Origin of the sequence: Alteromonas sp. B31-7 (genome assembly GCF_015767655.1) — a bacterium.
GTDB lineage: Bacteria > Pseudomonadota > Gammaproteobacteria > Enterobacterales > Alteromonadaceae > Alteromonas > Alteromonas australica.
Window position 1 is genome coordinate 3,184,786 of the sequence record NZ_CP065233.1, and the last position, 23,832, is coordinate 3,208,617.

A 23,832-nucleotide genomic window follows, 5' to 3' on the forward strand; every position below is an offset into this window, starting at 1 on the left:
TTTTTTCTTCTAGTTATTCCCCGAAATTTCCTCCGTCGCCTCCTGACGCAGTTTCTGGGCATCCATTCCGTTTAGCCGTTCAAGGGCTCTGTCTGCGGCACTCTGACGATTTCCATCAACGTTTAGCGTACTTCCTGAGCCTGTGAGTCTTTCCAGATCCAGTGACGGTACTTCGGGTAGGTTGCCTGTTATCGATAAGATACCTATCCATTCATCCAGATTGACTTGGCTCCAATCCACCTGGTTTAACTGACTCGCGGTCAATCCTTCACAGTTTGGAGATTTCGCACTGCCCCAGCCAAGGCCCAATTGCGGACGCACTTGCTCTTGAATGATCCGTGAAAGCGGCGAAGTAAAGCAGCAATATGATTGCCGTTTCTCAACACAGGCACCTAAGAACTTAGACTTGCAGTAAGAGCCCACATAGTGGCAACTCTTCAATACCCGCTTAGCGTTCATCTCAAACTCACTCTGCTCACATTTCCAGATAAGCTGAATGAGGATCATGGTGACTGAGTAAATCATGTAGGCCGTCATAACCGTACTCAGAACCGCGCCCGCAGCGCCACCCAGCGCAAAGTTACCACCCGAAACGACACCATCGGCTCCAACTGCGCCACCAACGTTACTAAACAGTGCCGATTGCGCCCCCGAACCAAAGGTCGTACCTACCCATTCAGCCGTTTTGTTGGTCAACACCTGCATGAAGCCAGTCGCAGCTTGCTCCGCTCCCGCGCCAGCAGCCGTTGATGGCCCAGCCCCCATAAGAGAGTCCCAAGCAGACACAAAGGGCTCTTTGACCGCACTCCAAGTACTCGTGATTGGCTCCCTAAGCGTATTCCAGGAACCATAGATTGCCGACGACGGATTCATGGCCATGACTGCCGTATCAAGCTTGTTGACCGCCACAATCATTGTGATGTAATCCGATAACGACACGCCACTTGGCTTTTCACAGCAATCCACTATACCGCCAACGGCTTTTTTGCACTGGCCAGCATTACCTTTAAAGACCGTACACTCGACGTTATCTTGGCCATCAGCTCCCGTGCATGACATATCATTGGTCATAAACTGCGCCGCATTAAGCATCGCGGCGGCCTCTGCAAAGTTAGCCTGCTTGATTGACTCTGGCTCTAAACAATCTGTGCCCATACAGCGAACTGGCCCCTCACAGTTGTATTGAGTTTCCATTCGTGCATTTTGCACTTCAACGCTTTGTCCACAGTCATACACCAAACTTTGGATATAACAGAAGCCTTCATGACCAGCCCCGCCTTCAGTGCATTCGGTTCTGACATACTGGCAGGCCGGGTTTTGCTCCAGCGCGGCACACGTATTGGTGGTCGTGTTTTGTCCGTTATTGACGATGGTTTGTGTATTACCATTGGCATCTACCCAGCTATCTGAGCTGCCCATGTTGAATTCTGGATGAGCAGTCGAAGCATTGTAGGTCGCTTTTGCCCTCCAGCATGAGAGCCCCAGTCCATCAGAGCTGCCACGACTGGTTAAATGAGCAGGAGACGAAACAACCGTCGGATAAAGGCTTCCAAGATTGGCCAACTCGCCACTACCAACTGTTAACCCGTCGATTCGTTTTATGCCCGTATCCAAACACTGCCACTGCACCGCAGTGAACTGATCCGTTTGCATCAAGCATTGGTCTATGCCCGGATCACTTGATTGATGAACAACGTCTTGCTCTAAGTATTTGCCAGAGAAGGTCAAGGAAGCACTCAGTTTCGCAGGAGCCAAACACTTCTGAACTTCTCGGCTGCAAGTATCGAAATCGACTTTGTTCCAGCCGGACTCACATCTGGAACGCGTGACTTCCTGCGGTTCATGCCACGAAATAATCGACCCATTAACGACCTTGCACAATGAGCCAACCAAGGTTCCTTTTGGACAGGTCATTTCAGGGTATTTAATGGACGGTTTCGTCTCTGTGACCGTCTCCTTGTTGCCCGTCAATGAGAGTGTCGTTTTCCAGCCATTTGCCTTGGACGGCGACTCGGTGATTTTTATCTCAGTATTTTGATTATCAAACACTCTCAGCGTCGCGTTTCCAGTTTGCATGGTACTGCTGTGCTGTGGAACAAAGCTGAGCGTTTCAGAGCTAAAGCAACCGCGCTCAATGGACCAGCTTTGTTGATGGGTTTCAGCGGATACACGTCGTTCTAACTGACACTGAGTAAGCGTGCTGATCTTCTCGCACACCTGGTAATCCGGTACATGCTTGGTTTCAGTAAATGGCGTAATCGTCTGAGTAGGCTCACATGCCTCAAAACTACTCGGCATAAGATTGGATACCACGCACTTTGGATCGCTGGTTTGCAATCCACAGTCATAGGTATCGGTAAAACGAATGCATTCACCTTTATCATTGGTTTCGGCACATTCTGACGACATGAATCCACAGGAAGGATTCGCTTCAAGCACTTGGCAGGCCTGATTTTCAATCCCCTTATAGCTTTCATCATCCACACTGACTTGTACACGCCGACACAAAGGCGATATGCCAGCCACAGGGCTTGGAGCAAAGTAGGATTCACAAACTGAAACACCATTGACCACCGTACATCCGTTGGTTGAAGACGGCTGATCCGTGCATTGAATGCTGTAGTCTGAAAACTTAGTCGGGATATCCGCTGCTTGTTCGATACAGGATTGTGGCGACCAACTATCATTCATCACCACCTTGGTTGGATCAAAGCGCACCTTGATACGTGCATACCCCTCACCACTACCCGTTACCGATACGCGAATTTTTACTGGCACTTCTAAACCGGGCTCTACCGCTTTTAGCTTAGAGGTTAAGTCAGTATTAGGATTGCGCTCCCAACTTGTACTGAGCTCGCAGCGGCCAGCCGTTTCTGGTGGAAAGTTATTGTTCGGCCCAGACCAGACTTTCTGATCACCAAGCCACACTTGCATGTAGTCATCCCATTTGGCGTATTCAAGAACGGCTGAGGTAATCGCATCGGGGTTCACGACTTTGAGTGTGATGGCCTGTTCAAACACTTTACAACGGCCACTCCAGTAGTTGTCGCCAATTCGTCCAATCCAAACTTCAAGACATCCCTCACCACAAGAGCGAAGGTTCATTGGTCCTGAAACATGCTCAATAATGCCTGCCGTGTAATCGTGAGTAATCGTGCAGCTGTTAACCGCTGTATTGAGCCTGTCACATTGCTGGTAGTTTGGGCTGCCTTCACCTTGAGACTCACAGCCGGGGAAGCTTTGCGTTAATAGATTTGGGTCAGTTTGAACCGCATCAGTTAATGCCCAAAGCGGATCATTGACCATATCTGGCCGAGACCTGTCTTTGATTTCCTGTAGCGAACGAAATGCTTCACCCGTAGCGCCACTTTCGGATGCCATGCTCTCTTGGCGCTGTGTCCCCAATTGATTCATGCTGGCATCAGAGCCATAAACGCCCGTTAAGACATCCAATGAGCCCTGATCCATACCAGGGAAAAGCTCTTGCAAGTTAATGGACTCATTACCACTGCCATTCGGCACCGACAATGTATTGCCATTGAGTGCGGGCATCGTCCAGTTTTGCAGCAATTGCTTACCTTCTTGTTGTCCGCTTAAGCCGGATTGGCGCTGCACATCAGCGGCCACACCATGTAAGGGCAGGCACGCCATAGTGATTGATAAAATACCCGCTAAAACTCGGGTAAAAAGTGTTGGTTTCATGGTTAACCTCCCGAGTTACAGCAGTCTTGCCAGCGCCACAAAATGTAGAGCGCATCTTCACCGGCACCGGGGATCGTTCGCCACTCTCCCCATTTCATGGTGCTTTCACCGATGACATGCGCACTTTCAGTTTCCGGTACAGGGAAGAACATACTCATCTTGTATTGGGATTTCGGCAGCATGGGTTCGATAACAGGTCGGCATAGCGCACTGCTCCCCATTGTTCGTCTTGCAAGACCACGCCTGTGTTGAGCCGCGATTGCACGCGCCGCTAAATGGCTGGTGTTTTCTGCTAATGAACCAAAGGCTAAGGTGTGGCCAGATAACGGATAGAGATGGCCCCAACTGCCAGCACACCAAAACAACTGATCGATGGGTTTACCAAGCGTTGATGAAGCAGCGTCAGCGGTACAAGCAGAGATAGCCAATGGATTAGCAACAGCAGCAGCTTCAGGCTGAGTAAAAAAGGCCAGTTCATCGTTCAGCCATGTTGGGTCCAATTCCGACAAATACATCAAGTCAAAATCCATGTAACCATCGGCATTGCAATTGCCATCCATGAACAAATCGAGCATGACCAAAAGCGGAAAGGCGTAATAATGGTAATGATAGAAAGCAAGATCACCGGTATCGTATTCACCTTCACCATGACCACCTTGCAATCGCCTATCACCTAACGGTAAGCGAATCCCTCCCAGTGAAGGCGAACAACCCGGCGTTCTGACCAGTTCAATCAGACGCGCTGGCTCCCACATGCTGGTAACAATACCTGGCCTTGGCACACCTAAGTTGTCTTCACATAAGCAAAACGACTTGTTTGATGCGCCGCTTGGGACACTGCCAGAGCCAAGTGGAAGACCTGCAACCCGGATAGGAAAAATGCATGACCAGCAAACATCCGTCAGCAACTTACCGGACAATAAACCCGCGTCTGGGCAGGTCAGTTCGGCTTTAGCAGAAATAGATGCGCCCAGGACAAACATGACAACGAGAGTCCGCAACAGACGATACGTATTATTGAGCTTTTTCATGAACAAGCTCCTTTGCTGGAATTTCTTCTATTTCAAACGCGAGCCCCTTTGCTTGAACAAACGATGGGGTGACTTGCAGATCAAAGCGCTGCTTTAGCGAGGCATTGAGAAGGTAAACCGGACTGTCCAATGTCTTTTCGAGCGCATTGAGGCTATTCCAACCTTGAGTACGGTCGAGCTGCGTGGTGATAAGCGTAATGCGGCGCAGTGTCCTATCTTGCGTCTCAAGCCAATGCGCAACTGCGTCCACTTCTTCAGCGTTCGACGCATTAAACACCACAAGCTGCTGAGTAAACGGCAAGGCTTTTAGCGGGTTAATACGCGTTCCTGCTGGGATCAATGTTCGGCCATTGGCATCCAATAGTGGCCGCTTCATGACGATGGTTGGATCAACCATTCTTATCCGATACTGCGTGGCTTTGGGTAAGTCAGTGAAAGTTTGGCGAGACCAGAAACGCTCAATGGCTTTTTTCTTTAATGCGCCCAGGTCAATCGACTGTAAACGCTGCATCGCTACTTGCACCAAATCCGGTTCTAAAATGGAATGAATAGGACCGCGTTGACCCAATGAACCGGTATTGCCTGTTTCAATTTGACGCTGCAACCAGTCGTTGCTGTAAACCCCTAGTGCACTTGCAGTCACCTTGTCATCTTCTATGCGGAAAATGGCAGGCACGCTAGTCACCCGCCAGTGCACAAAGGCTTTCGGATCGATTCGAACCTGAGGAACAGGATCAAGCCCCGTCATCAGCGTATGCCAATCACGGATAGCCGCCCCCAAGGTCTTTCCTTCAGGAATTCCCCGAAACAACACAATAGCGCCGGTAGCACTGGCCTCTTTAAATAGCTGCTTCAGTGACGAATCTCCCAGTGAAGACGACGCAAAAATCAACCATTCATCGTTGTGTTTGAGCGACGCAGGTTGTTCAATCGGTGCAAAAGGCTCAATAAATTCAGATGAACCATCCACAGCACTTTGTAAAATGCTGCGGCTCATTTCGACGATCTTTTTGTCTTCGTCAGACAACGGAAAAGGCTCTTGTGCCCAGGACACTTGAACCCAAGCCAATGGCGCAACCAACAAAAATAAGAGACATAGTCTTTGCATCATCTACCTCCTACCAAAGCGGCCAAGCGCGACCGACAATCTGCTCGCGCTTAACGGCGTTCCAATAGCGGGAGTCGAAACTCGTTGCGGCCTCACCGGAAAACCAATACTCGTTTTCTTGCAGCGTCAATGAGCGGCTAAATTCTGTTTCAGCCACACCAAGACGCTGGGCTAATGCCATGCCGGTAGAGACTTCAGCACCATTCACCAGTACATGCTCAGGCGTCACCTTGACTTCATCCCCTGGCATCCCTGTTAGGCGTTTCAGCATCCGAGTACCGTCGTTATATAACGGAGCAAGTCCTTTTGAGTGGAAGGCATACAAACCATCCTTAACGGGCTCTTTATTCCATAGGTCAATCAGATACACCGTGGTATCAGGCAGGCAGCGCTCTTGCTGGGTATCAATACCTATTCGGTAGCGCATCATGGCGTAGGTGCCTACCAAGGCCATGATTAACGCAAGAACAGTCAACCGGATGAGGTATGGCCGCCAAGGCATTCTTTTACGGAGTATCTGCATGAGACACCTCCTTTGAGCCTACTGGCACAAATACGGAATCATCAGCACCCACCACCGCTTGGGCATCCAGCACGATAAAACCGGCTGTTTTTAACTTTTCAATTTGCTGATTGGTCTGAAGCAACCTGGATTCGATGTCTTGTTCGCTGGCATTGGGGCCCAGTGACAACACCGCCTCCCCAAAATCTACGACTGCAATGGGCGTACTTAACGCCAACTGGCTGTGGATGGGTTCGAGTGTTTTCATTAAGAGCCAGCTGGTCATTAAACCGCTGCCTGCAATAGACAAAGTAATAGAGGCCATAAATGGCCAAAGCGTGGTCTTATTCATAGCCTCGCTCCTTCAACAACTGAGAGATGGCATCAGCAACAGAAAGGCCTTTGCGCGTTAACTGTTTAATCGCGTTTACATCTTCTGCACGGGACGAGTACAACAGCTTGTGAAACGGATCGACAATGAGGCGGCCAATCCCGGTGCCCATTTCGGTAATAAAGAAAATCTCGGAATAGACACCCGTGACGGTATGAACCGTTTTCAGGTATTCATAGCCGCCTTCACCTAGTGGCAAGCGGCCTTCTTTTTTGAGCGCGTTGATGGTTTCAGCTTTTTGGCCAAGCAGGTACATATTGGCCGAGTTTTCAGCGATGGCTTTACCTGTTGGGCTGTCATACAAATCGTTGACCGACTGCGTTACCGTTACAGCACTGCCGCCATATTTTCGAAATCGACGGTAACCCGTCTCAATGAACTTACCGACATCACCTTGAGTCAGCAGATCCCAAGCTTCATCAATGAACACAATCTTGCGACGATCCCGCTCACCTAAGTACATCTCTTGTTGGATTTGGTAGATAAGCTGAAGCAACACTACTTGTTGTAGATGCTTACGCCCCTTAAGCTCTTCTAACTCCAGAACGGTGAAACGGTTTTTGAAGCGAATATTGTTGTGGCCATTAAAGAATCGGCCATATTCGCCCTGTGTCGTAAACGGATAGAGCTGCTCACCCACGTCTTGCACACGTCGGTCTTCATGATTTTTTAAAGCCTCTGCCACATCATCAACCAACATGGCACGACCTTTTTTCTCCCACAGTTCACGGGTCTGACGCTTTAGGTTTGCCATCTGAAAATCGGTTAATGACTGCGTAGGTGCGGCCATTGCGGCCAATAACCCAACCAACACATCCGCTTCTTCGTCATAGTCCTCAACGATTTCAAACGGATTTAAGCAAATGCCACTGTCTCGCCCGAACTGTAAGAACTCACCGTCATAGACTTCACACAGCTTTTCATAAGAGCGGCCAACATCAATCACCCAGCATTGCCCGCCTTCTGATAGGTAGGAGGAGATGATTTCGTTCACCAGGAATGACTTACCCGATCCCGATTGCGCCGCGATGCAACAATTGTAATTACTGCCCGAGTCATAAAGGGACACACTCATGATCTGGCCATTACGGGAAACAAAGTTAATCACCGGCGTGCCAGTGCCTTTCCAATCCGCAAACAAAGGCAACAGAGGGATCACATGCCGTGTCGCCATGGTCTTGAATCGAAACAAGTCGTTCATCGCCTGGCGGTCGGCACCAAATGGCAGGGCATTCAGAAAAATGGGCAAACAGAAGTACTTGTCTTCCATCAGCTCAAATCCGAGTTCTTTGAAATAGGTTCGAGCATTTGAAACAGAACTGATGGACGCTTCTTCCGTTGGGGAAAACAGCGTCAAAGTCATATTTGCCCGAATAGGACGATCACCTTCTTGCAAAGCTTCAAAAAGAACATCAAATCTCTTTTTCTTGGCTGCAAGCACCGGCACAAACTTGAGCATCGGGCCATAGGCCTGATTGACCGCCCACTGACGCTTCGTCTCTAAACGAGATCGCATCGCCTCAGCTGAGGGAAAGTGAATGGTGACATTTAGCAAAAAGCTGCCGCGTAAACCGCGACTGCCCGTCATCATATCGCCCGCAAAACTTGCGGCATGACCAAACCAGATCCGCTCAGGCAAGCGTTTAAACGATAAGGTTTTAACTCGGTAATCGCCCAGCATCAGACCTTGGCTATCCACCTTGATAGCTCGGTCATAATCCAACACTTGCTCCCGAAGTGGTTTATCTGCCTCACTGCGGATTGGTGATGGATTACGCCAGGAAGCATCTTTTCCCCAGTTAAGCTGAGCACTTATTGCCGCGAGCCAGTTTCGGTCAGTCATCTCAGTGACGCGAAAACCAACCGTTGCCAGCGCTTGCGAGAAAGAAGCCCGAAGCGCGGATGCTCGACTCAACTCACGCTCCGTCGGAATAGGACTTTCCAAAGGCAATTTGCAGGTGACGATCAGTTGAAAGTTGCGTACCTGAGTCTGGGTCGATTCTTCTATCGATTGAACCGTGCCCCCATCGAGGAAATCCGCACGTTTGCGTATCGACGCCCTAAGCAATGGATCAGATTGACGATGCCGTAAGCCCATCATGCGCTGAAGGTCGGTTTGAATATCAGGCGAGGCGTAAAGGCCAAATTGCAGCAAAGTGTCTTTTGGCCAGTCGTTGTTGAGTAGAACATTAACCCTGTCTGCAACAGACTCATCACCACCCGGCAATGGGTCACATAGAAAACCAAAGCCAACACTTTGGTCTTCCATGAAAAACAGTTGCTCATCGTCTGAATAGGCCAATACTGGCAATAGCTCTGAAGCGCGTTGTCCTGAATACAAAGAGGCTTTCATTAACGCCCCTCCAACCAAGCAGAAAGGTCATAAGGACGACCTCGGCTGATGCGACCATCATTGGCGACAATGAAAGGCACACCTTGAATGCCCAGAATTTGAGCCGTCACCAAGGTACGCTGCATTGGTTCTAAGTTGCAGGCATCATCCTGTTCTAGGTTACCAATCCGGCCATTCAGCAATGCATCGGTGGCCGCTTTCTTGTCACGCGCACAGCCAAGCTGGCGAACCTGACGCTCTGAATCTGGACCAAGCACTGGCACAGGGAGAATTTGGAAGGTGTATTCTTTGGTTAACGGCAGGGCTTGTTTCAAAAGCTCATGGCAATGTGGGCACCGAGGGTCAACAAAGACCACCACTTTCTTTTTGCCTTCGCCTAAAGTCAGTGGGTTCAAATCATCCATTTTTAAGCCAAGGCGACTTAAGTCCAGCGTGTTTCCCGCTTCTCGAATTTCTTCAAGGCTGGTAAGCGGCTTTTTGGACCAGGCATCATAGAGCGTGCCATCAATGACGAACCGGCCACTGTCTGACATAAAAATAATACGGTTATTGCTTTCGACCGCTTTCATACCCGTGACAGGTAAAGAAACCATGCCGTCAATTTTGCCAACGGGCGACACTTCAGACACAGGTTCAGCTTGAACAAAAGGAGACAGCGCAAGCGCCAGAATAAATGGAGATAGTTTTCGCATGAGGAGTCCTCGTTAATGTAAATCGAGGCTCCAGTCTATGCAGTTGTCCTATGTGGACTCGGTTAGATAGATTGAAGAATTGAATACCTTACTAAATAGCTGCTCCGAAGTGTAGATCACCTGCGAAGGTGAACTCAGTGTTGAATGAGCGATCAGATAAGTCTCCAAACCGCACTTTACAGAAGCACTTGGTGGTTTTGAAACCGCCCCCTACAGGTAGATTTCGAGAGGCCTTCTCTCATCAGAAATACAGATCCAAAAGGTATTAACCTTTTGTTCGTGGCACACGCCAGCACAACACTTTGATTTTATCGCGCTGTTTTTGGTGAACAGGAATAATGCGCCACTTACTAACGGTAAATCGGTGTCACTTTCGATAATCGCGGCAAGGCCGTTGATGGACTTTCTAAAATCGACACTTTCACGATACAGATAAATCTCTAGTGAGCTCAGCATGCCTTTCATGATAGCGCACCGATGAGTTCAGCCAGGTTACTTACTGGCGTGCATTGGGGATTGCGCAGTTCGATATCATTGACGAAGAGTGTCATGTTGGCGGTTGCCACTTGGGCCTGATACTGAGTTATCTTTTCAACGACTTCTGCTCTAACAAAACCTTGAGATGCGCCAGTGTTGTTGAGTTGCTGGCGCTTGGCAGAGAACGTTGAGGGATTGAGTTGATTGAGCTTACAAAATGTGAGTGTTGATAATGAACTCGATTCAGATTGCTTGATTAGCGTTTGCCATTATTGGTTGGTGCATCGTTTGCCATTTTAAATCTCCTTATGGTTGGAGACTTGATCTTATTCTGCGTGTTAGGTGATTAGAATGCGCGGTTTATGAGGCGCTTACGCTCGATTTGCAAGTTCGTCGAGGAAAGCAGATATTCAGAGTAATAAGGCTCTGTTTTGCCGGAGAAATACGATTTTGCATCTGGCTTATCAACCTCCCGCGGGAAACCTACTAAGCGGATGATGTTATGGCAATCTATCGTTGTCGCTGGCAGGTGAAGTTGCGATTCAAAGAGTTGAAATCCCATACAAACTTGCAGAAATTTATGGCGGCACAGAAAGCGATTGTAGATGGTTTGGTATGGTCAAGCCTGCTCGCTCTGATCATTCGGCGAAGCGTCTTTCTTCAAATCATGCCATCAGTCTAGCTATTCAAGGCCGCCAAAAATGTGGAAATTTGGCTGTTGCCGATCTTGAAAGCATCAGCCAGCACGCATGGTCAGAAATAGCGGAGAGGATAGATTGGGCGACCCGTTATATAACGAAGAACGCCCAAAAAGCCCAACAGTCAAAAGACAAACAAAACATCACGTTAGATGGGATACTGCATGGGCTTAATTCTTAAGGTCCAGTCTATGAATGAATGCCCTGAATGCGAAATTTAAAGTTGCCTCATTCAGGAGGCAACCGTAAAAGGAAAATACTAATCCCGAGGAGGGAAGCCTGCTTCAATTAGAGCATAGGAGACCTTTTCAACTGATAATGAAGTTTTTACCGTCACCTTACGAGTCGGAGGATCAGTTAAAACTGTAGCCTCTGGGTCTATATCCTTAATTGCTTTAGTTACCGTCCGGGCGCAGCCCCCACATGTCATATTTTCTAAATGAAATTGCATTTATATACCTCCAGTTTGGTTTGAGTACTTCTGATTGTAGGGCTTTCCACTGTTGTAAGGTCAAGGTCTAAACTCATTTCACTCTGATATCTTTTCACTAAAGATTGACTATACTTTCTGCGTTTTTTCTTAATGACAGATTTCTTACTATAACGTAAAACACCGGCGTAAGTAGTAATCCAAAGAAGGTTACACCAAGCATACCGGCAAACACTGCAATACCCATGGCGTGACGCATTTCTGCTCCAGCACCACTAGCTAGTACAAGAGATATCACACCAGCAATAAATACAAGAGAAGTCATCAAAATAGGACGCAAACGTAAGTACGCTGCCTCGAGTACGGCCCCAAGCGGTGATCGTCACTAATTCTCCTGAGTCCTTGCAAAATCAACGATTAAAATGGCATTTTTTGCGGCCAGCCCGACTAAAACAACGAAGCCAATTTGAGTATAGATGTTATTATCACCGTTTAGATCCATATACCGCCAATTGCAGAAAGGAGTGCCATTGGTGCAATAAGCAGCACAGCAAATGGAAGCGACCAACTGTTGTACTGAGCGGCAAGAATCAAGAATGCAAAGAATACCGCCAATGGGAAAATATACAGTGCGGAATTGCCCGCTAATTTTTCCTGATAGGTCAGATCAGTCCATTCGTACGCCATACCTTCAGGTAGATTTTCCTTAACTATTTTCTCAATAGCATCTGTAGCCTGACCAAAAGAATATCCTGATGCAGTACCTCCCGTAATATCAGCGGATGGATAGCCGTTGTATCTCATAACGCGATCAGGATCTGAAGTTAGTTTGATATTGATCAATACTTATAAAGGGATCATATCACCAGCAGAATTCCTGACTTTCAATAATCCAATATCGTCTGCCTGCATACGGAATGGGGCATCAGCTTGAGTTATTACACGGTAGGTACGGCCAAATCCATTAAAATCATTGACGTAAAGCGATCCCAAATTTACCTGTAATACATCAAAAATGTCGGTCAAAGCTACCCCCTGAGATAGTCCGGATCTGCTCCAGACTGATACCTAATACTTTGCAACTTAGTATAAGCTGCAACCGCTCAACTTGCTCCTGCCTTTATTGCCTTTAGTTGTTGCTATAACGATCAGGAGCAGGTAAAAGACCCTGAGCCTCGTAGAACCCAGGGAGTCCTCGTTAGCTTTGCAAGCTCGCCGGTTTTCATACTCATCTACACACGCATGGAGGCGACTGCCACCATGCGTCATTTCTTGGTACGAATATCCAATACCAGTGCCAGTAGGGAAAAACTAACTATCGACTCGCTTGCGCCACACCACTTGGTGTGCTCTCTGTCCACCCGCCTCCCAGAGCCTTGTAGAGCGCGATAAGGTTGCTCAACCGAGCCAGACGCGTACGCACCAACGTCTGCTGCGCGCTGTACAGCGTACGCTGCGCGTCAAGCAAGGTGAGGTTATCGTCCACACCTTCCCTGAAACGTTGCTCGGCCAGGTCATACATGCCCTGACTAGCAGCAACCAGGAATTGCTCTGAACGAATCTGCTCATCAAGTGTTCGCTTGCCGGCAAGGCCATCAGCCACTTCACTAAAAGCAACTTGAATGGACTTCTCGTAGTTGGCGATCTCGATGCGCTTTTTTACGTGCGCCACATCCAGATTGGCGCGCAACGCGCCACCCCGGAAAATAGGCACCGTAATCTGCGGCAAGAAGCTCCAGGCGCGCGAACCCGATTCGAAGAGCCCATCAAGCGATGCGCTTGCCGTCCCCGCCGAACCCGTCAAGCTGATGGTGGGGAAGAAAGCGGCTCGCGCTGCTCCGATACTGGCGTTGGCACCCAGAAGTACCTGCTCGGCCGCGCGCACATCCGGTCGGCGCACGAGCAACTCAGAAGGTAGGCCACTGGGCAGTTCGGTCGGCACGATGCCATCCGGCAGCACTATGGCTTTGTCAAGTTGCTGCGACAGCTCAAGCGTCAGCGGCTGGCCGAGCAGTAGCACTAGCGCGTTTCGGTCTTTGGCCGTTTGACGTGTGTAGTCCGCGAAGTTGGCCTCGGCTGTACGCAGTACAATTTCCGAGCGGCGCACGTCAAGTTGCGTGGCATTGCCAGCCTCGAACAGTTGGGCAGTAAGTTCATGCGAACGCTTTTGCGTGCCGAGCGTCTCGCCTGTTAACTGCAGTAACTCCTGGTCAGCCCGCAACGTGAGATAGGCGTTAGCAACCTCAGAGATCAAACTCATCTGCGTCGCTATGCGAGTCTCGTCCATAGCCAAGTAGGAAGCCAGCGCTTGGTTGCTGAGGCTGCGGATACGGCCCCAGACGTCCAGTTCCCAGGCAGCGGTCACCCCAGCAACCTCGTAACGACGCACGACGTCGGCAGCGCCGGTGTTGCTGAGATCGGCTGGCAGTCGTTCTGCGGCCCCTCTGCCGGATACCCCCAAGTTCGGGAGCACCTCAGCGCGCTGAATGCGGTACAGTGCCTGCGCCGCCTCAACGTTGAGCGCAGCTTTGCGCATGTCGCGGTTGCTCTCCAGCGCGATACCGATCAATTGTTGCAACAGCGGGTCGCGGAAGAAATCTCGCCAGCCGATATCGGCCGCGTCCGTGACTGGGGCCTCTGGCGTCGCTTTCGCCGGTTCTGCATAGGCCGCGCCCGAAGGATATACTATATCAATCGGCGCTGGCGGCCGATCGTACTTGGGTGCCATGGAACAACCGGCTAACGCTATCGCGAAAGCTACCGGTGCCAAGCTCTTGGCAGGTTGTGTGAGTGCGAAAGGTTTCTTCATCTCAAAATTCCTCCTGGCCGTTATGCTTGTCGCTCATACCGACGCGGGCTTGACTGGCTTCACGACGCAACGCCAGCTTGCGCACTACGACGTAGAACACCGGCGTGAGCACCAGACCGAATGCCGTCACGCCCAACATGCCGGCGAACACAGCGATACCCATTGCGTGACGCATCTCGGCACCCGCTCCACTCGCGAGCACCAGCGGTATCACGCCAGCGATAAAAGCCAGTGACGTCATCAGAATCGGGCGCAGCCGCAGCCGCGCCGCTTCAAGCACGGCCGCCAACGGATCGACACCTTCACTCTCCTTGGCACGGGCAAACTCCACGATCAGAATTGCATTCTTGGCTGCCAGGCCTACGAGCACCACGAAGCCAATTTGCGTGAAGATATTGTTGTCGCCGCCCGTAAGCCAAACACCGGCGATCGCCGAAAGCAACGCCATGGGCGCGATCAACAGAACAGCGAATGGAAGCGACCAACTGTTGTACTGAGCTGCCAGGAACAAGAATGCCAACAGCACTGCCAACGCAAAAATGTAGATGGAGGTGTTGCCAACCCGCTTTTCTTGGAACGTCAAGTCAGTCCATTCGTAGGTCATGCCGTCCGGCAGCGATTCGCTCACGATCTTCTCGATCGCGGCAGTAGCCTGGCCAGACGAATAGCCCGGTGCTGGTCCGCCGCTGATGTCAGCTGATGGGAACCCGTTGTAGTGCATCACTCGATCGGGACCGGAGCTACGTGAGATCGTCGCGATCGCGCTCAACGGGATCATGTCCCCCGAAGCGTTCCGCACCTTCAGCATGCCAATGTCTTCAGCCTGCATACGGAACTTCGCATCGGCCTGCGTCATCACTCGGTAAGTTCGGCCAAATCGATTGAAGTCATTGACATAAAGCGAGCCCAGATTGATCTGCAGCGTGTCAAAAACTTCGGTCAGCGACACACCTTGCGACTTGGCCTTTACGCGGTCGATGTCCACCTGCAACTGTGGAGCATTGGCCTGGAAGCTGGCCAACATGTTGGCCAGCTCAGGCGCTTGCATGGCTTTGCCCATGATCTGACCTTGGGCCTGTGCAAGTGCGTCTGGCCCCAGGCCCGCACGGTCTTCGATCTGCAACTTGAAGCCGCCCATTGAACCCAGGCCAGGCACCGGTGGCGGAGGAAAAATCCCGACGAAGCCGTCCGGTATTTGACTGAATTTGCCCATGAGCCTGCCTTGAATGGCGAACGCCGACAACGACGGGTCCTTTCGTTCGTTGAAGGGCTTGAGCATGGCGAACACCAGCGCGGTGTTGGGCTGATTCACTGGGCCGTTGAAGGAGAAGCCGGGGAATGCCATCACGCTTTCGACGCCAGGCTCGGCAAGCGCGATCTTGCTCATTTCCTTGACAACCGCGTCGGTGCGGTCCAGCGAGGCACCAGTCGGAAGCTGGGCGATGCCCACGAGGTAATACTTGTCCTGTGCGGGCACAAAGCCGGCAGGTACCTTATGAAAGCCCAGCCACGTCAACCCCAGGAAACCGACATAGAGCAGCAGCACCACAGCACTTCCGCGAACTGCGCGGCGCACGCCTCCGACATAAGCATTCGAGGCGCTGTCAAAGAAGCGGTTGAAGCGGCGGAAGAAGCCACCAAACAGGCCGTCGATGAGGCGCGTGACTCGATCGGGCTGGGCCGCGCCATGATGCGGCTTGAGCAGGATGGCGGCCAGCGCGGGCGCAAGTGTGAGCGAATTGATCGCCGATAGGATGGTCGAGAACGCGATGGTCAGCGCGAACTGGCGATAGAACTCGCCTTGCAGCCCAGACAGGAACGCCGAGGGAATGAAGACCGCCGCCAGCACCGAGGTGATGGCCAGGATCGGGCCAGTAACCTCGTCCATGGCTTTGAGCGCTGCGTCCTTGGGCGACTCGCCAAGTGCCATGTGGCGCTCCACGTTTTCTACCACGACGATGGCGTCGTCCACAACAATGCCGATTGAGAGTACGAGGCCGAACAATGACAGTGTGTTCAACGAGAAGCCGAACATGTGCATTACGGCGAAGGTGCCGACCAGCGAGACCGGCACGGCGATCAGCGGGATGATCGACGCTCTCCAGGATTGCAGGAACAGCACCACCACGATCACCACCAGCAGAATCGCCTCTAGCAGCGTGACCGCTACAGACTGAAGCGAGGCCCGCACGAAGACCGTAGGATCGTAGGCGATCTTGTACTCGATGCCCTCTGGAAAGCTTGCTTGTAGACGATCCATCGTCGCGCGTACCGCGCTAGACACATCTAGTGCATTGGAGCCAGGCGTCATCAGGATCTGAATGCCAACCGTGTTGCCGCCATCAAGTTGGGCGCGCATGGTGTAGTTCTCCGCACCTAACTCCACACGTGCCACGTCGCGCAAGCGTGTAACCTGGCCGTGGGTGCCAGCCTTGATGACGATATCGCCGAATTGCTCTTCGGTGGTGAGACGCCCGAGTGCGTTGACGGTGACCTGAAAGGCAGACGAGGCGTTAGGCTGCTGACCGATAGAGCCGGCCGCAACCTGCACGTTCTGCTCCCGAATGGCGGCGACCACATCGCTAGCGGTCATGCCACGAGACGCAACCTTTTCGGGGTCGAGCCAGACCCGCATCGCGTACTCACCCTCACCACCAAGCAACACGTTGGCGATGCCCGGCAGGCGTGCCAGTTCGTCACGGACGTTGAGCATCGCGTAGTTGGACACATACAGCGGGTCGTAACGATCCCCTGGCGATAGCATGTTCACAACCATCAGGATGTCGGGCGCGGTCTTCTCAGTCACAACGCCGATGCGTTGGACCTCGGGTGGCAACCGGGGTAGCGCACGCGACACCCGGTTCTGCACCTGGATTTGCGCGATATCGGCGTTGATGTGTTGCTCGAAAGAGATGGTGAGCACCATCTTTCCGTCCGTGGACATCTGGGACTGCATGTACATCATGCCTTCCACGCCGTTGATGGCTTGCTCTAGCGGCGATGCCACGGTGTCGGCAATCACTTGCGGATTGGCGCCGGGATAGCTCGCCGTGACCTGTACCGTTGGGGGGGTAACCTGAGGGTACTCGCTCAGTGGCAACTGGAAGTAGCTGATCGCGCCCGCGATCAGCATCAGCACCGAAAGGACGATTGCGAAGATAGGGCGGTTGATGAAGAAACGGGGGAAATTCATTTGCGAGCCTCCGCTGAGCCAGCTGCGCTGTCAGCCTTGACCTGATCGGCCCCAGCCGCCCCAGCGGCCTTGGCAGACTCCGCAGGGACTGCCGGGGCACTAGCCGCAGTCTTAGTCGCGTCGGGAGCGCCGGCGGCCGGTGCTGCCGGCCCCTGCATGGGCACCATGCGCGGCGTGACAGTCATACCAGGTCGTACGAGGCCTTTGATTATGATTTTTTCGCCACCCTGCAGGCCACCGTTTATAACGCGCAGACCGTCGACTACGGGACCCAGCTCAATCGGACGATACTGAGCTTGGTTGTTTTCACCCACGACCAGAACATAGTTTCGGCCTTGATCGGTGCCAACCGCTTGGTCGTCGATGAGGACGGCCTGCCGAGAGCTTGCGGTGGAGAGCTTGGCCCTCGCAAACAGCCCAGGCGTCAGCCGTCCATCAGGGTTGGGGACGACCGCGCGAGCGCGGATCGTGCCGGTACTTCTATCAATCGCATTGCCGACGAAGTCGAGCACGCCCTTGTACGGAAAGTTTCTGTCAGTGCTCAAGCCTACTTGAACGGGCAACGAAGCATGAGTCCCTGAACCAGGTCTCGAGCGGCTCACCACATTGACGTAGGTTGCCTCATCGATGTCGAAATAGACGTGCACAGGATCGATGGACACGATCGTGGTAAGTAGCGTGGCTGCTCCTGCACCGCCGCCGCTGACCAGGTTGCCCTCGGTCACCAGCACTCGGTCCACGCGCCCGGCAATTGGTGCCGATACCCGCGCGTAGGACAGGTCGAGCTGCGCCGCTGCGACTGTGGCCTTTGCCGCCTGTACCTGCGCCTGACGCGCATTGCGTGCGGAGACTGCATCGTCATAGGTCTTCCGAGACAGGGCGCCAGTGGCAACAAGCCGCTCGGCACGATCAAAGTCGGCCTGAGCCTGACTGGACAGCACCTCAGCCTGCCGCAACTGCGCCGTGGCGGTGTCGAGCGCGACTTGGAAAGGCCGTGGGTCAATCTGGAACAACAATTGCCCCTTGCGTACCAGACTTCCCTCGGGCACGCTCACCGCGTCGACGGCCCCCCCACACGCGAGCGCAACTCGACCACCTTCGGTGCGGCCAAAAAGCCGGTGAACTCAGTTGACGGCGTGATTGTGCGCGTGATGGCCTCAGCCACAGGCACCTGCGGTGCCATCGGTGCGCCAGCTGGTGGTGCTGCTGGTTTACTTTCATCCTTGCCATCTCGGGCAGCCACCGCTATCCCCCCGACGGCCGCGATGACGCTAGCTACCAAAATGATCCTGATTTTTTTATGCATGGAAGTTACCTTTTTTATTACGGGGCTTCGGTCCATCCGAAGCGGTTCGCATATGTTTCTAAAGGCTAGCCCTTACAACCACGTCAAGGTCAAGCCTTTTTCGATGACCATGACGAGCATGGGACTGGACTACAAGCTCTGGAACCTTCCGGCCTCCCGGTGAACGCATGAGATGCAGTTACGGCCGAAAGGGACGCATCTGAGCCCATTATCCACGTCCGATCATCCCATCTATTTAAACTCGTTGTTCTAAAGGCATTCGTTTATCGCCTAACATCGATGTTTTCGGAGATCGATTTACAGATGAAGATATGGAAGGGCTTGGCGCCGCAACAACGGCAGTTCAAGCCCTCTGCAATACCTCAATGGGCATCCTGTACGGACACAGAGCTTTGATGACCTCCGTTCTGGCCATCGGCTGGCTCTTGGGCACCCTTAAAGCGGAGTAGGCGCAGCGCATTGAGCGTGACCAAAGCGGTGGCACCGGTGTCGGCCAGCACAGCAACCCAAAGGCCAGTGATACCCAGCACACTGGTGACTAGGAACAGGCCCTTGAGGCCAATGGCGAACACTACGTTCTGGTGGATGTTGGCCATCGTCGCGCGGGACAGCGCCACCAGGTGCGCAACGTCCGTGACGCGGCTCTTGAGCAGAGCAGCGTCTGCGGTCTCTAGGGCCACGTCGGTGCCGCCGCCCATGGCGATCCCTACATCGGCGGTCGCCAAGGCCGGCGCGTCGTTGATGCCGTCGCCGACCATCGCCACCTTCGCGTCGCGCTTCAAGTCGTTGACCAGGCGCAACTTGTCTTGCGGAAGCAACTCACTCTCCCACTCGATATCCAGCTTGCCGGCGATGGCCTGCGCAGTTCTCCGATTGTCACCGGTGAGCATGACCGAGCGCACACCCATCGCCTTGAGCTGGGCCACGCCTTCGCGGGCGTCACGGCGAGGTTCGTCACGCAAGGCCAACAGGCCCATGACATTCTTGCTTGCTTCGTCGAACAGAACCACCACCGTCTTGCCACCATCTTCCAGCTTGGCGATTTCCTGCTGGTGCGCGAGGGTCAGCGTGGCCATCTGCCCTGCATGGACGGGCGATCCCACGGCTAGCTTGCTGCCGTTCACGGTAGCGCGAACTGCCTTGCCCGGGATAGCGAATGCTTCGGTGGCTTGTGGAACCTCCACATCGAGGCTCTTGGCGTGGGCAACGATTGCCTTCGCCAACGGGTGATTCGATCCAGACTCGACGGCGGCGGCGAGCGCCAGTACCTGTTGCTGCTTGGATTGCCCGAAAGGCACGACTTCAGTGATGCGCGGCTTGCCCTCTGTCAGCGTGCCAGTCTTATCGAAGGCGACTGTGCGAACGCGACCAATGGTTTCCAAGGCGTTGCCACCTTTAATCAGCAAACCTCGGCGAGTAGCAACAGCCAGTCCCGAGGCAATGGCCGCCGGCGTTGACAAAACCAAGGCGCACGGGCACGCGATTAGCAGCAAAGCAAGACCACGGTACAGCCAAGTGCCCCAATCACCACCCATGGTAAGCGGGGGAACCACGACGATCAGCGCCGCGATGGCCATCACGGCCGGGGTGTAGTAACGGCTGAACTTTTCGATGAAGCGTGCCGTCGGCGCCTTGGAGGATTGAGCTTGCTCGACGAGCTGGATGATGCGCGAGATGGTGTTGTCCGATGCAGCCTTCTCAACCAGAACTTCAAGCACACCGTCGACGTTGATCGAGCCGGCAAATACGTCATCGCCACCGGCCTTTTGACGCGGCACGGACTCCCCTGTGATCGGAGATTCATCGAGACTGCTTTCGCCGCGGAAGATCTTGCCGTCAGCGGGCACTCGATCACCCGGGCGCACCAAAACCCGGTCGTTCACGCTCAGGGAGGCAGCGGGCACTTCGCGCTGCCCACCATTGGCGTCGAGCAAGACAGCAGTTTTAGGCACCAGAGAAGCCAGCGCTTTAATGCCGGCGCGGGCGCGGCCAGCGGCCACACTTTCAAGCAGCTCGCCGACCGCGAACAGGAACACCACAGCAGCGGCCTCCTCGGCCTCGCCAATCACGAGCGCGCCCAGCGAGGCGACAACCATCAGTGTTTCGATGGAGAACGGGGAGCCAGATATGGCCAGCGCGAAGGCTTTGCGCGCGAACGGGAGTACGCCAGCGATCACGGCAGCGGCGAAGATCCATTCGGCATAGCCGGGGATAAATTGAGCAACTGCATAGGCCGAGCCCATGAGAGCTGCTAGGCCCTGCACATGCTTACCCTTCTTCGTCTGCCACCAGCGTTGAGTGATAGCTGAGGGCACGCGGGCAGGCGCGGCAGGCGAGGATCCATCAAGGCGGCGCACGTCGGAGACGCCGAAACCCAGGCTTTTGATGGTCTTCTCGATGTCGCCAATATGTGTAGGACTTCCAGACGCGAGCGTCAGCTCAAGCGTTTCTGCCGTGAAGTTGATGCGGGCATCTGATACGCCCGCCATGCGAGCAAGAGCCGTTTCAATCTTGCCAACGCAGCTCGCGCAGTCCATGCCTTCCACGTGCATCGAAACGTTGGGTGGGTTACCAGGGGGCTCGCGGCGAGCGTGTGAGGTGTGATCATGTCCACTGCAGGAGCCGTGTTCATGCCCGCCGTTTGTCTTTTGCGTGTGGCCGTGCCCATGATCACCGCCGCAAGCGTGACCATCCTTGTGATCTTCGCTGTGGTCATGTGCATGGACCGATTGGCGCGATACGGCCGCAATCGAGAGCGACGACACTGGCAGTTCTTCCACACCGAACCCCAAAGTTTTGATTTTCTTAGCTACATCGCGAGCAGTGAAGCGGCTTTTCAGATTGCGAGTCAACGTCAGCGTTTCACTAGAAAAATTGACTTGCACGTCCGTCAGCCCATCCATTCGGGAAAGGGCCTTCTCGATTTTGCCGACGCAGCTCGCGCAATCCATGCCCTCCACACGGAAGCTCAGCTGCTCCCTAGCCTTGTCCTGGTACTCCGTTATTTCCCTTGTCATATCTACCTCCAAGTTCTCTGAACACTTTGCAAGTTAGGTTCGCCGCACGCCGCACATACTGCTTAAATATAACAAACACATGAACATACATCCATGTGTTAATCATTAAAAAAGAAGGCTGTTGTCCTTCTGTTTACGATCGTCTGTGGTTGTGGCGTGCGGCGTGCGGCGCACGTGCTTACAGTTTCGACACATTTTCAAAATGCAGATTGAATTTTAGCACACATATGAAGATATGTTCAATTATTTAATTCATGAAGTTAGCATGGTTAATTTCTACGCTCACGATGGGGGGGAGTGAAAGCTGGCGTCGGCTGATGAGGCCCAGGGGATTGAGTGCGGTCAGATTCATACAACCGTCACCCAAACATCACGCATGGGCGAAGTCGCGCTTACTCAGGACTGGGATGGCGCATTACAGTTGCTGACGGGCTGGCACCTCTCTTGCGCAATCGCGAAAATGCCCAGCAAAAAGTAGGCATCTTTGCGTTCGACGCAATTCGCAATCATTCCTCAGAGAAGTGACAGACCATGTCCTGAAACACTTGACTGATGTGCTCATCCGCGATGCCGTAGAAGATATGTTTCGCCTGACGTTATCCACGCACAAGTCGAGCTCCACGCAGGAGCCGCAGATGATGACTGACCAAGAATTGGGATAGATCGAGCGTTTCTGCGATGTCGCCCACCGCGACTGATCCGCGCATGCACTGTAGCAGGATCTTCAGGCGCGATTGATCTCCTAACAGGAGAAAAGTCTCAGCGAGAACAGCGACGTCACTATGAGAGAGCGCCAAGAGCTCTGGGGCCGAACGCTGAGCATTGGTGGCGCAATTCTGAGCATTGTCGCCATTGGCGTGTTTTCGAGAAGTCATGGATTTCTTGTCCCTGAGCTGCCAGCACTACGCTGGCTGCAGCATCAGTGTTGATGACCCGGGACGGAATGGTCGTGCTTATGACCCTTTTCATGGCTGTGGCTAGTGTCATGCTCATGTGGGGTGTGCCCTTGCGGCCCACCTGTCGGCTGCAAGCTGCAAAGGTTCTTTTCACCAGGAGAGTTCCATTCGATCCCGACCGTCACGTGCTCGATGCCAAATTGCTCTCGAAGCACCACCTCTACGCACTTGACCACGGTGCGCGCTTCCTCAGCCACACTAGGGCGAACGTGCAGCGTGGCCATCGTGCGACCAGAGGTAAGCTGCCATACATGCACATGACTGACGGCCGCCAAGCCAGGCACCGCGCCCATCAGGCCTTGTTCCACCTGCTCCGGAGAAGCGTCCTCGGGCGCACCTTCGAGCAAAATGTGGATCGATTTCGCCAGGAGCTTCCAGGCGCTGCGCAGGATCAGGGCTGCCACCAGCACCGACAGGATGGGGTCAATTGGCGTCCAACCAATGAGATAGATGACCACTGCAGCGACGATGGCACCGACCGAGCCCAGCAGGTCGCCCATCACGTGCAGGATGGCCCCCTTCACGTTGACGTGATCGGTCTCTCCGCGGGTCATGATCCACAACACCAGAACGTTTACCAACAATCCAAGCACGGCGACGATCATCATCGGGCCGGCAAGGATGGCGGGCGGAGCTTGCAGTCGCTCCCATGCTTCATAGGCGATCCATGCCACGATCACAAAGAGCGTCACAGCGTTCAGGAAGCCGGCGATGACCTCGAACCGAAGGTAGCCAAAGGTGCGCTTGCTGTCAGCTGGTCGGCGCCCGAACCGGAATGCCGCGTATGCCAGAGCCAGCGCTGCTGCATCGGTCAGCATGTGGCCCGCATCGGCCAGAAGGGCCAGCGAGCCCGACAGCACGCCGCCGACAGCCTCCACGATCATGAAGCCGAAGATCAGGAAGAAGGACAGCAAGACCTTGCGTTCGTTAGCGCCGGTCACTTTTGGAGTGTGGTCATGGTCGTGACCATGTTCATCGTGCGATTGGGACATCAGGGCCTCGCGCAGAAATTAGGTGGTTGACTGTACGTAAAATATAATACATGAACATATGTTTATGCAATGTATTTTTAGCAAACCATACTAAGGACTGCGAAAGATGAGTGGCGGCGATGCGGCTATTTAGTACGCCTATCCTCTTGGCCACACCCTGTGCAGGTCGTCCACA

18 protein-coding genes and 4 pseudogenes are annotated in these 23,832 nt (G+C 53.2%); 2 read left to right on the forward strand and 20 right to left on the reverse strand.

Translation table 11 applies throughout. From position 1 onward, the window contains the following. Positions 1–9: 9 nt before the first annotated feature. From traN to IUA53_RS20485, 9 genes are all read right to left on the reverse strand, one after another. Positions 10–3,702, reverse strand: a complete 3,693-nt coding sequence (gene traN, locus IUA53_RS13790) for a conjugal transfer protein TraN (protein ID WP_015066573.1) — start codon at positions 3,700–3,702, stop codon at positions 10–12. Between the two features lie 2 nt (positions 3,703–3,704). Further along, entirely contained in the window at positions 3,705–4,733 is a 1,029-nt protein-coding gene (locus IUA53_RS13795) for a TraU family protein (RefSeq protein ID WP_015066572.1), read from the reverse strand. Continuing rightward, positions 4,717–5,844: a TrbC family F-type conjugative pilus assembly protein gene (locus IUA53_RS13800; protein ID WP_442855904.1), complete on the reverse strand. Its 1,128-nt coding sequence runs from the start codon at positions 5,842–5,844 to the stop codon at positions 4,717–4,719. The genes IUA53_RS13795 and IUA53_RS13800 overlap by 17 nt, the downstream gene beginning before the upstream one ends. A gap of 7 nt (positions 5,845–5,851) precedes the next feature. Then, positions 5,852–6,364 carry a S26 family signal peptidase gene (locus IUA53_RS13805; protein WP_015066570.1) on the reverse strand — a complete coding sequence of 171 codons (513 nt, stop codon included), beginning with the start codon at positions 6,362–6,364 and terminating at the stop codon, positions 5,852–5,854. Then, complete coding sequence (locus IUA53_RS13810) at positions 6,348–6,695, reverse strand: hypothetical protein (RefSeq protein ID WP_015066569.1); 348 nt, start codon at positions 6,693–6,695, stop codon at positions 6,348–6,350. Before IUA53_RS13810 ends, IUA53_RS13805 begins: the two co-directional genes overlap by 17 nt. Then, on the reverse strand, positions 6,688–9,087 hold the full coding sequence (gene traC, locus IUA53_RS13815) for a type IV secretion system protein TraC (protein ID WP_015066568.1): 2,400 nt from the start codon (positions 9,085–9,087) through the stop codon (positions 6,688–6,690). Before traC ends, IUA53_RS13810 begins: the two co-directional genes overlap by 8 nt. Next, positions 9,087–9,779, reverse strand: coding sequence for a DsbC family protein (locus IUA53_RS13820; protein WP_063527513.1), 693 nt, complete (start codon positions 9,777–9,779; stop codon positions 9,087–9,089). The genes traC and IUA53_RS13820 overlap by 1 nt, the downstream gene beginning before the upstream one ends. A 210-nt stretch (positions 9,780–9,989) precedes the next feature. Continuing rightward, the gene (tnpB, locus tag IUA53_RS13825) at positions 9,990–10,244 is read right to left on the reverse strand and encodes an IS66 family insertion sequence element accessory protein TnpB (protein WP_011788498.1); all 255 of its coding nucleotides are present in this window, start codon (positions 10,242–10,244) and stop codon (positions 9,990–9,992) included. After that, positions 10,241–10,513, reverse strand: a complete 273-nt coding sequence (locus tag IUA53_RS20485; RefSeq protein ID WP_071979591.1) for a hypothetical protein — start codon at positions 10,511–10,513, stop codon at positions 10,241–10,243. The genes tnpB and IUA53_RS20485 overlap by 4 nt, the downstream gene beginning before the upstream one ends. A gap of 119 nt (positions 10,514–10,632) precedes the next feature. Here IUA53_RS20485 and IUA53_RS13830 point away from each other — a divergent pair. After that, positions 10,633–11,135: pseudogene (locus tag IUA53_RS13830) on the forward strand (IS4 family transposase); the annotation flags it as partial. A 78-nt stretch (positions 11,136–11,213) separates the two neighbouring features. On the opposite strand, the gene IUA53_RS13835 reads toward IUA53_RS13830, so the two are convergent. The 9 genes and pseudogenes from IUA53_RS13835 to IUA53_RS13880 all read right to left on the reverse strand — a co-directional run bounded on the left by IUA53_RS13835 (position 11,214) and on the right by IUA53_RS13880 (position 21,709). After that, positions 11,214–11,405, reverse strand: coding sequence for a heavy-metal-associated domain-containing protein (locus IUA53_RS13835; protein WP_015066565.1), 192 nt, complete (start codon positions 11,403–11,405; stop codon positions 11,214–11,216). Positions 11,406–11,502: 97 nt separating this feature from the next. Continuing rightward, positions 11,503–11,886, reverse strand: a pseudogene (locus IUA53_RS20490) (efflux RND transporter permease subunit). Beyond that, a pseudogene (locus IUA53_RS20495) lies at positions 11,877–12,410 on the reverse strand (efflux RND transporter permease subunit). The pseudogenes IUA53_RS20490 and IUA53_RS20495 overlap by 10 nt, the downstream one beginning before the upstream one ends. Then, positions 12,394–12,486 (reverse strand): annotated as a pseudogene (locus IUA53_RS20500) (hypothetical protein); the annotation flags it as partial. The pseudogenes IUA53_RS20500 and IUA53_RS20495, both read right to left, overlap by 17 nt. A gap of 213 nt (positions 12,487–12,699) precedes the next feature. Beyond that, positions 12,700–14,193 (reverse strand): efflux transporter outer membrane subunit, encoded by a 1,494-nt coding sequence (locus IUA53_RS13865; protein ID WP_011788495.1) that lies wholly within the window; start codon positions 14,191–14,193, stop codon positions 12,700–12,702. 1 nt (position 14,194) lies between these two features. Continuing rightward, positions 14,195–17,386 carry an efflux RND transporter permease subunit gene (locus IUA53_RS13870; RefSeq protein WP_071979589.1) on the reverse strand — a complete coding sequence of 1,064 codons (3,192 nt, stop codon included), beginning with the start codon at positions 17,384–17,386 and terminating at the stop codon, positions 14,195–14,197. Then, a complete protein-coding gene (locus tag IUA53_RS13875) occupies positions 17,383–18,441 on the reverse strand; it encodes an efflux RND transporter periplasmic adaptor subunit (RefSeq protein WP_316248249.1) in 1,059 nt (352 codons plus the stop codon). The genes IUA53_RS13870 and IUA53_RS13875 overlap by 4 nt, the downstream gene beginning before the upstream one ends. Next, entirely contained in the window at positions 18,438–18,692 is a 255-nt protein-coding gene (locus IUA53_RS20385; RefSeq protein ID WP_269464978.1) for a hypothetical protein, read from the reverse strand. Before IUA53_RS20385 ends, IUA53_RS13875 begins: the two co-directional genes overlap by 4 nt. A gap of 362 nt (positions 18,693–19,054) precedes the next feature. Further along, the gene (locus tag IUA53_RS13880; protein WP_011788492.1) at positions 19,055–21,709 is read right to left on the reverse strand and encodes a heavy metal translocating P-type ATPase; all 2,655 of its coding nucleotides are present in this window, start codon (positions 21,707–21,709) and stop codon (positions 19,055–19,057) included. Positions 21,710–22,045: 336 nt separating this feature from the next. Here IUA53_RS13880 and IUA53_RS13885 point away from each other — a divergent pair, with 336 nt between their 5' ends. Beyond that, positions 22,046–22,234 carry a hypothetical protein gene (locus IUA53_RS13885; protein ID WP_148290650.1) on the forward strand — a complete coding sequence of 63 codons (189 nt, stop codon included), beginning with the start codon at positions 22,046–22,048 and terminating at the stop codon, positions 22,232–22,234. 71 nt (positions 22,235–22,305) lie between these two features. Here IUA53_RS13885 and IUA53_RS13890 read toward each other — a convergent pair whose 3' ends face one another. Then, entirely contained in the window at positions 22,306–22,584 is a 279-nt protein-coding gene (locus IUA53_RS13890; protein ID WP_011788491.1) for an ArsR/SmtB family transcription factor, read from the reverse strand. Between the two features lie 44 nt (positions 22,585–22,628). Beyond that, a complete protein-coding gene (locus tag IUA53_RS13895) occupies positions 22,629–23,657 on the reverse strand; it encodes a cation diffusion facilitator family transporter (RefSeq protein WP_011788490.1) in 1,029 nt (342 codons plus the stop codon). Positions 23,658–23,832: the final 175 nt, after the last annotated feature.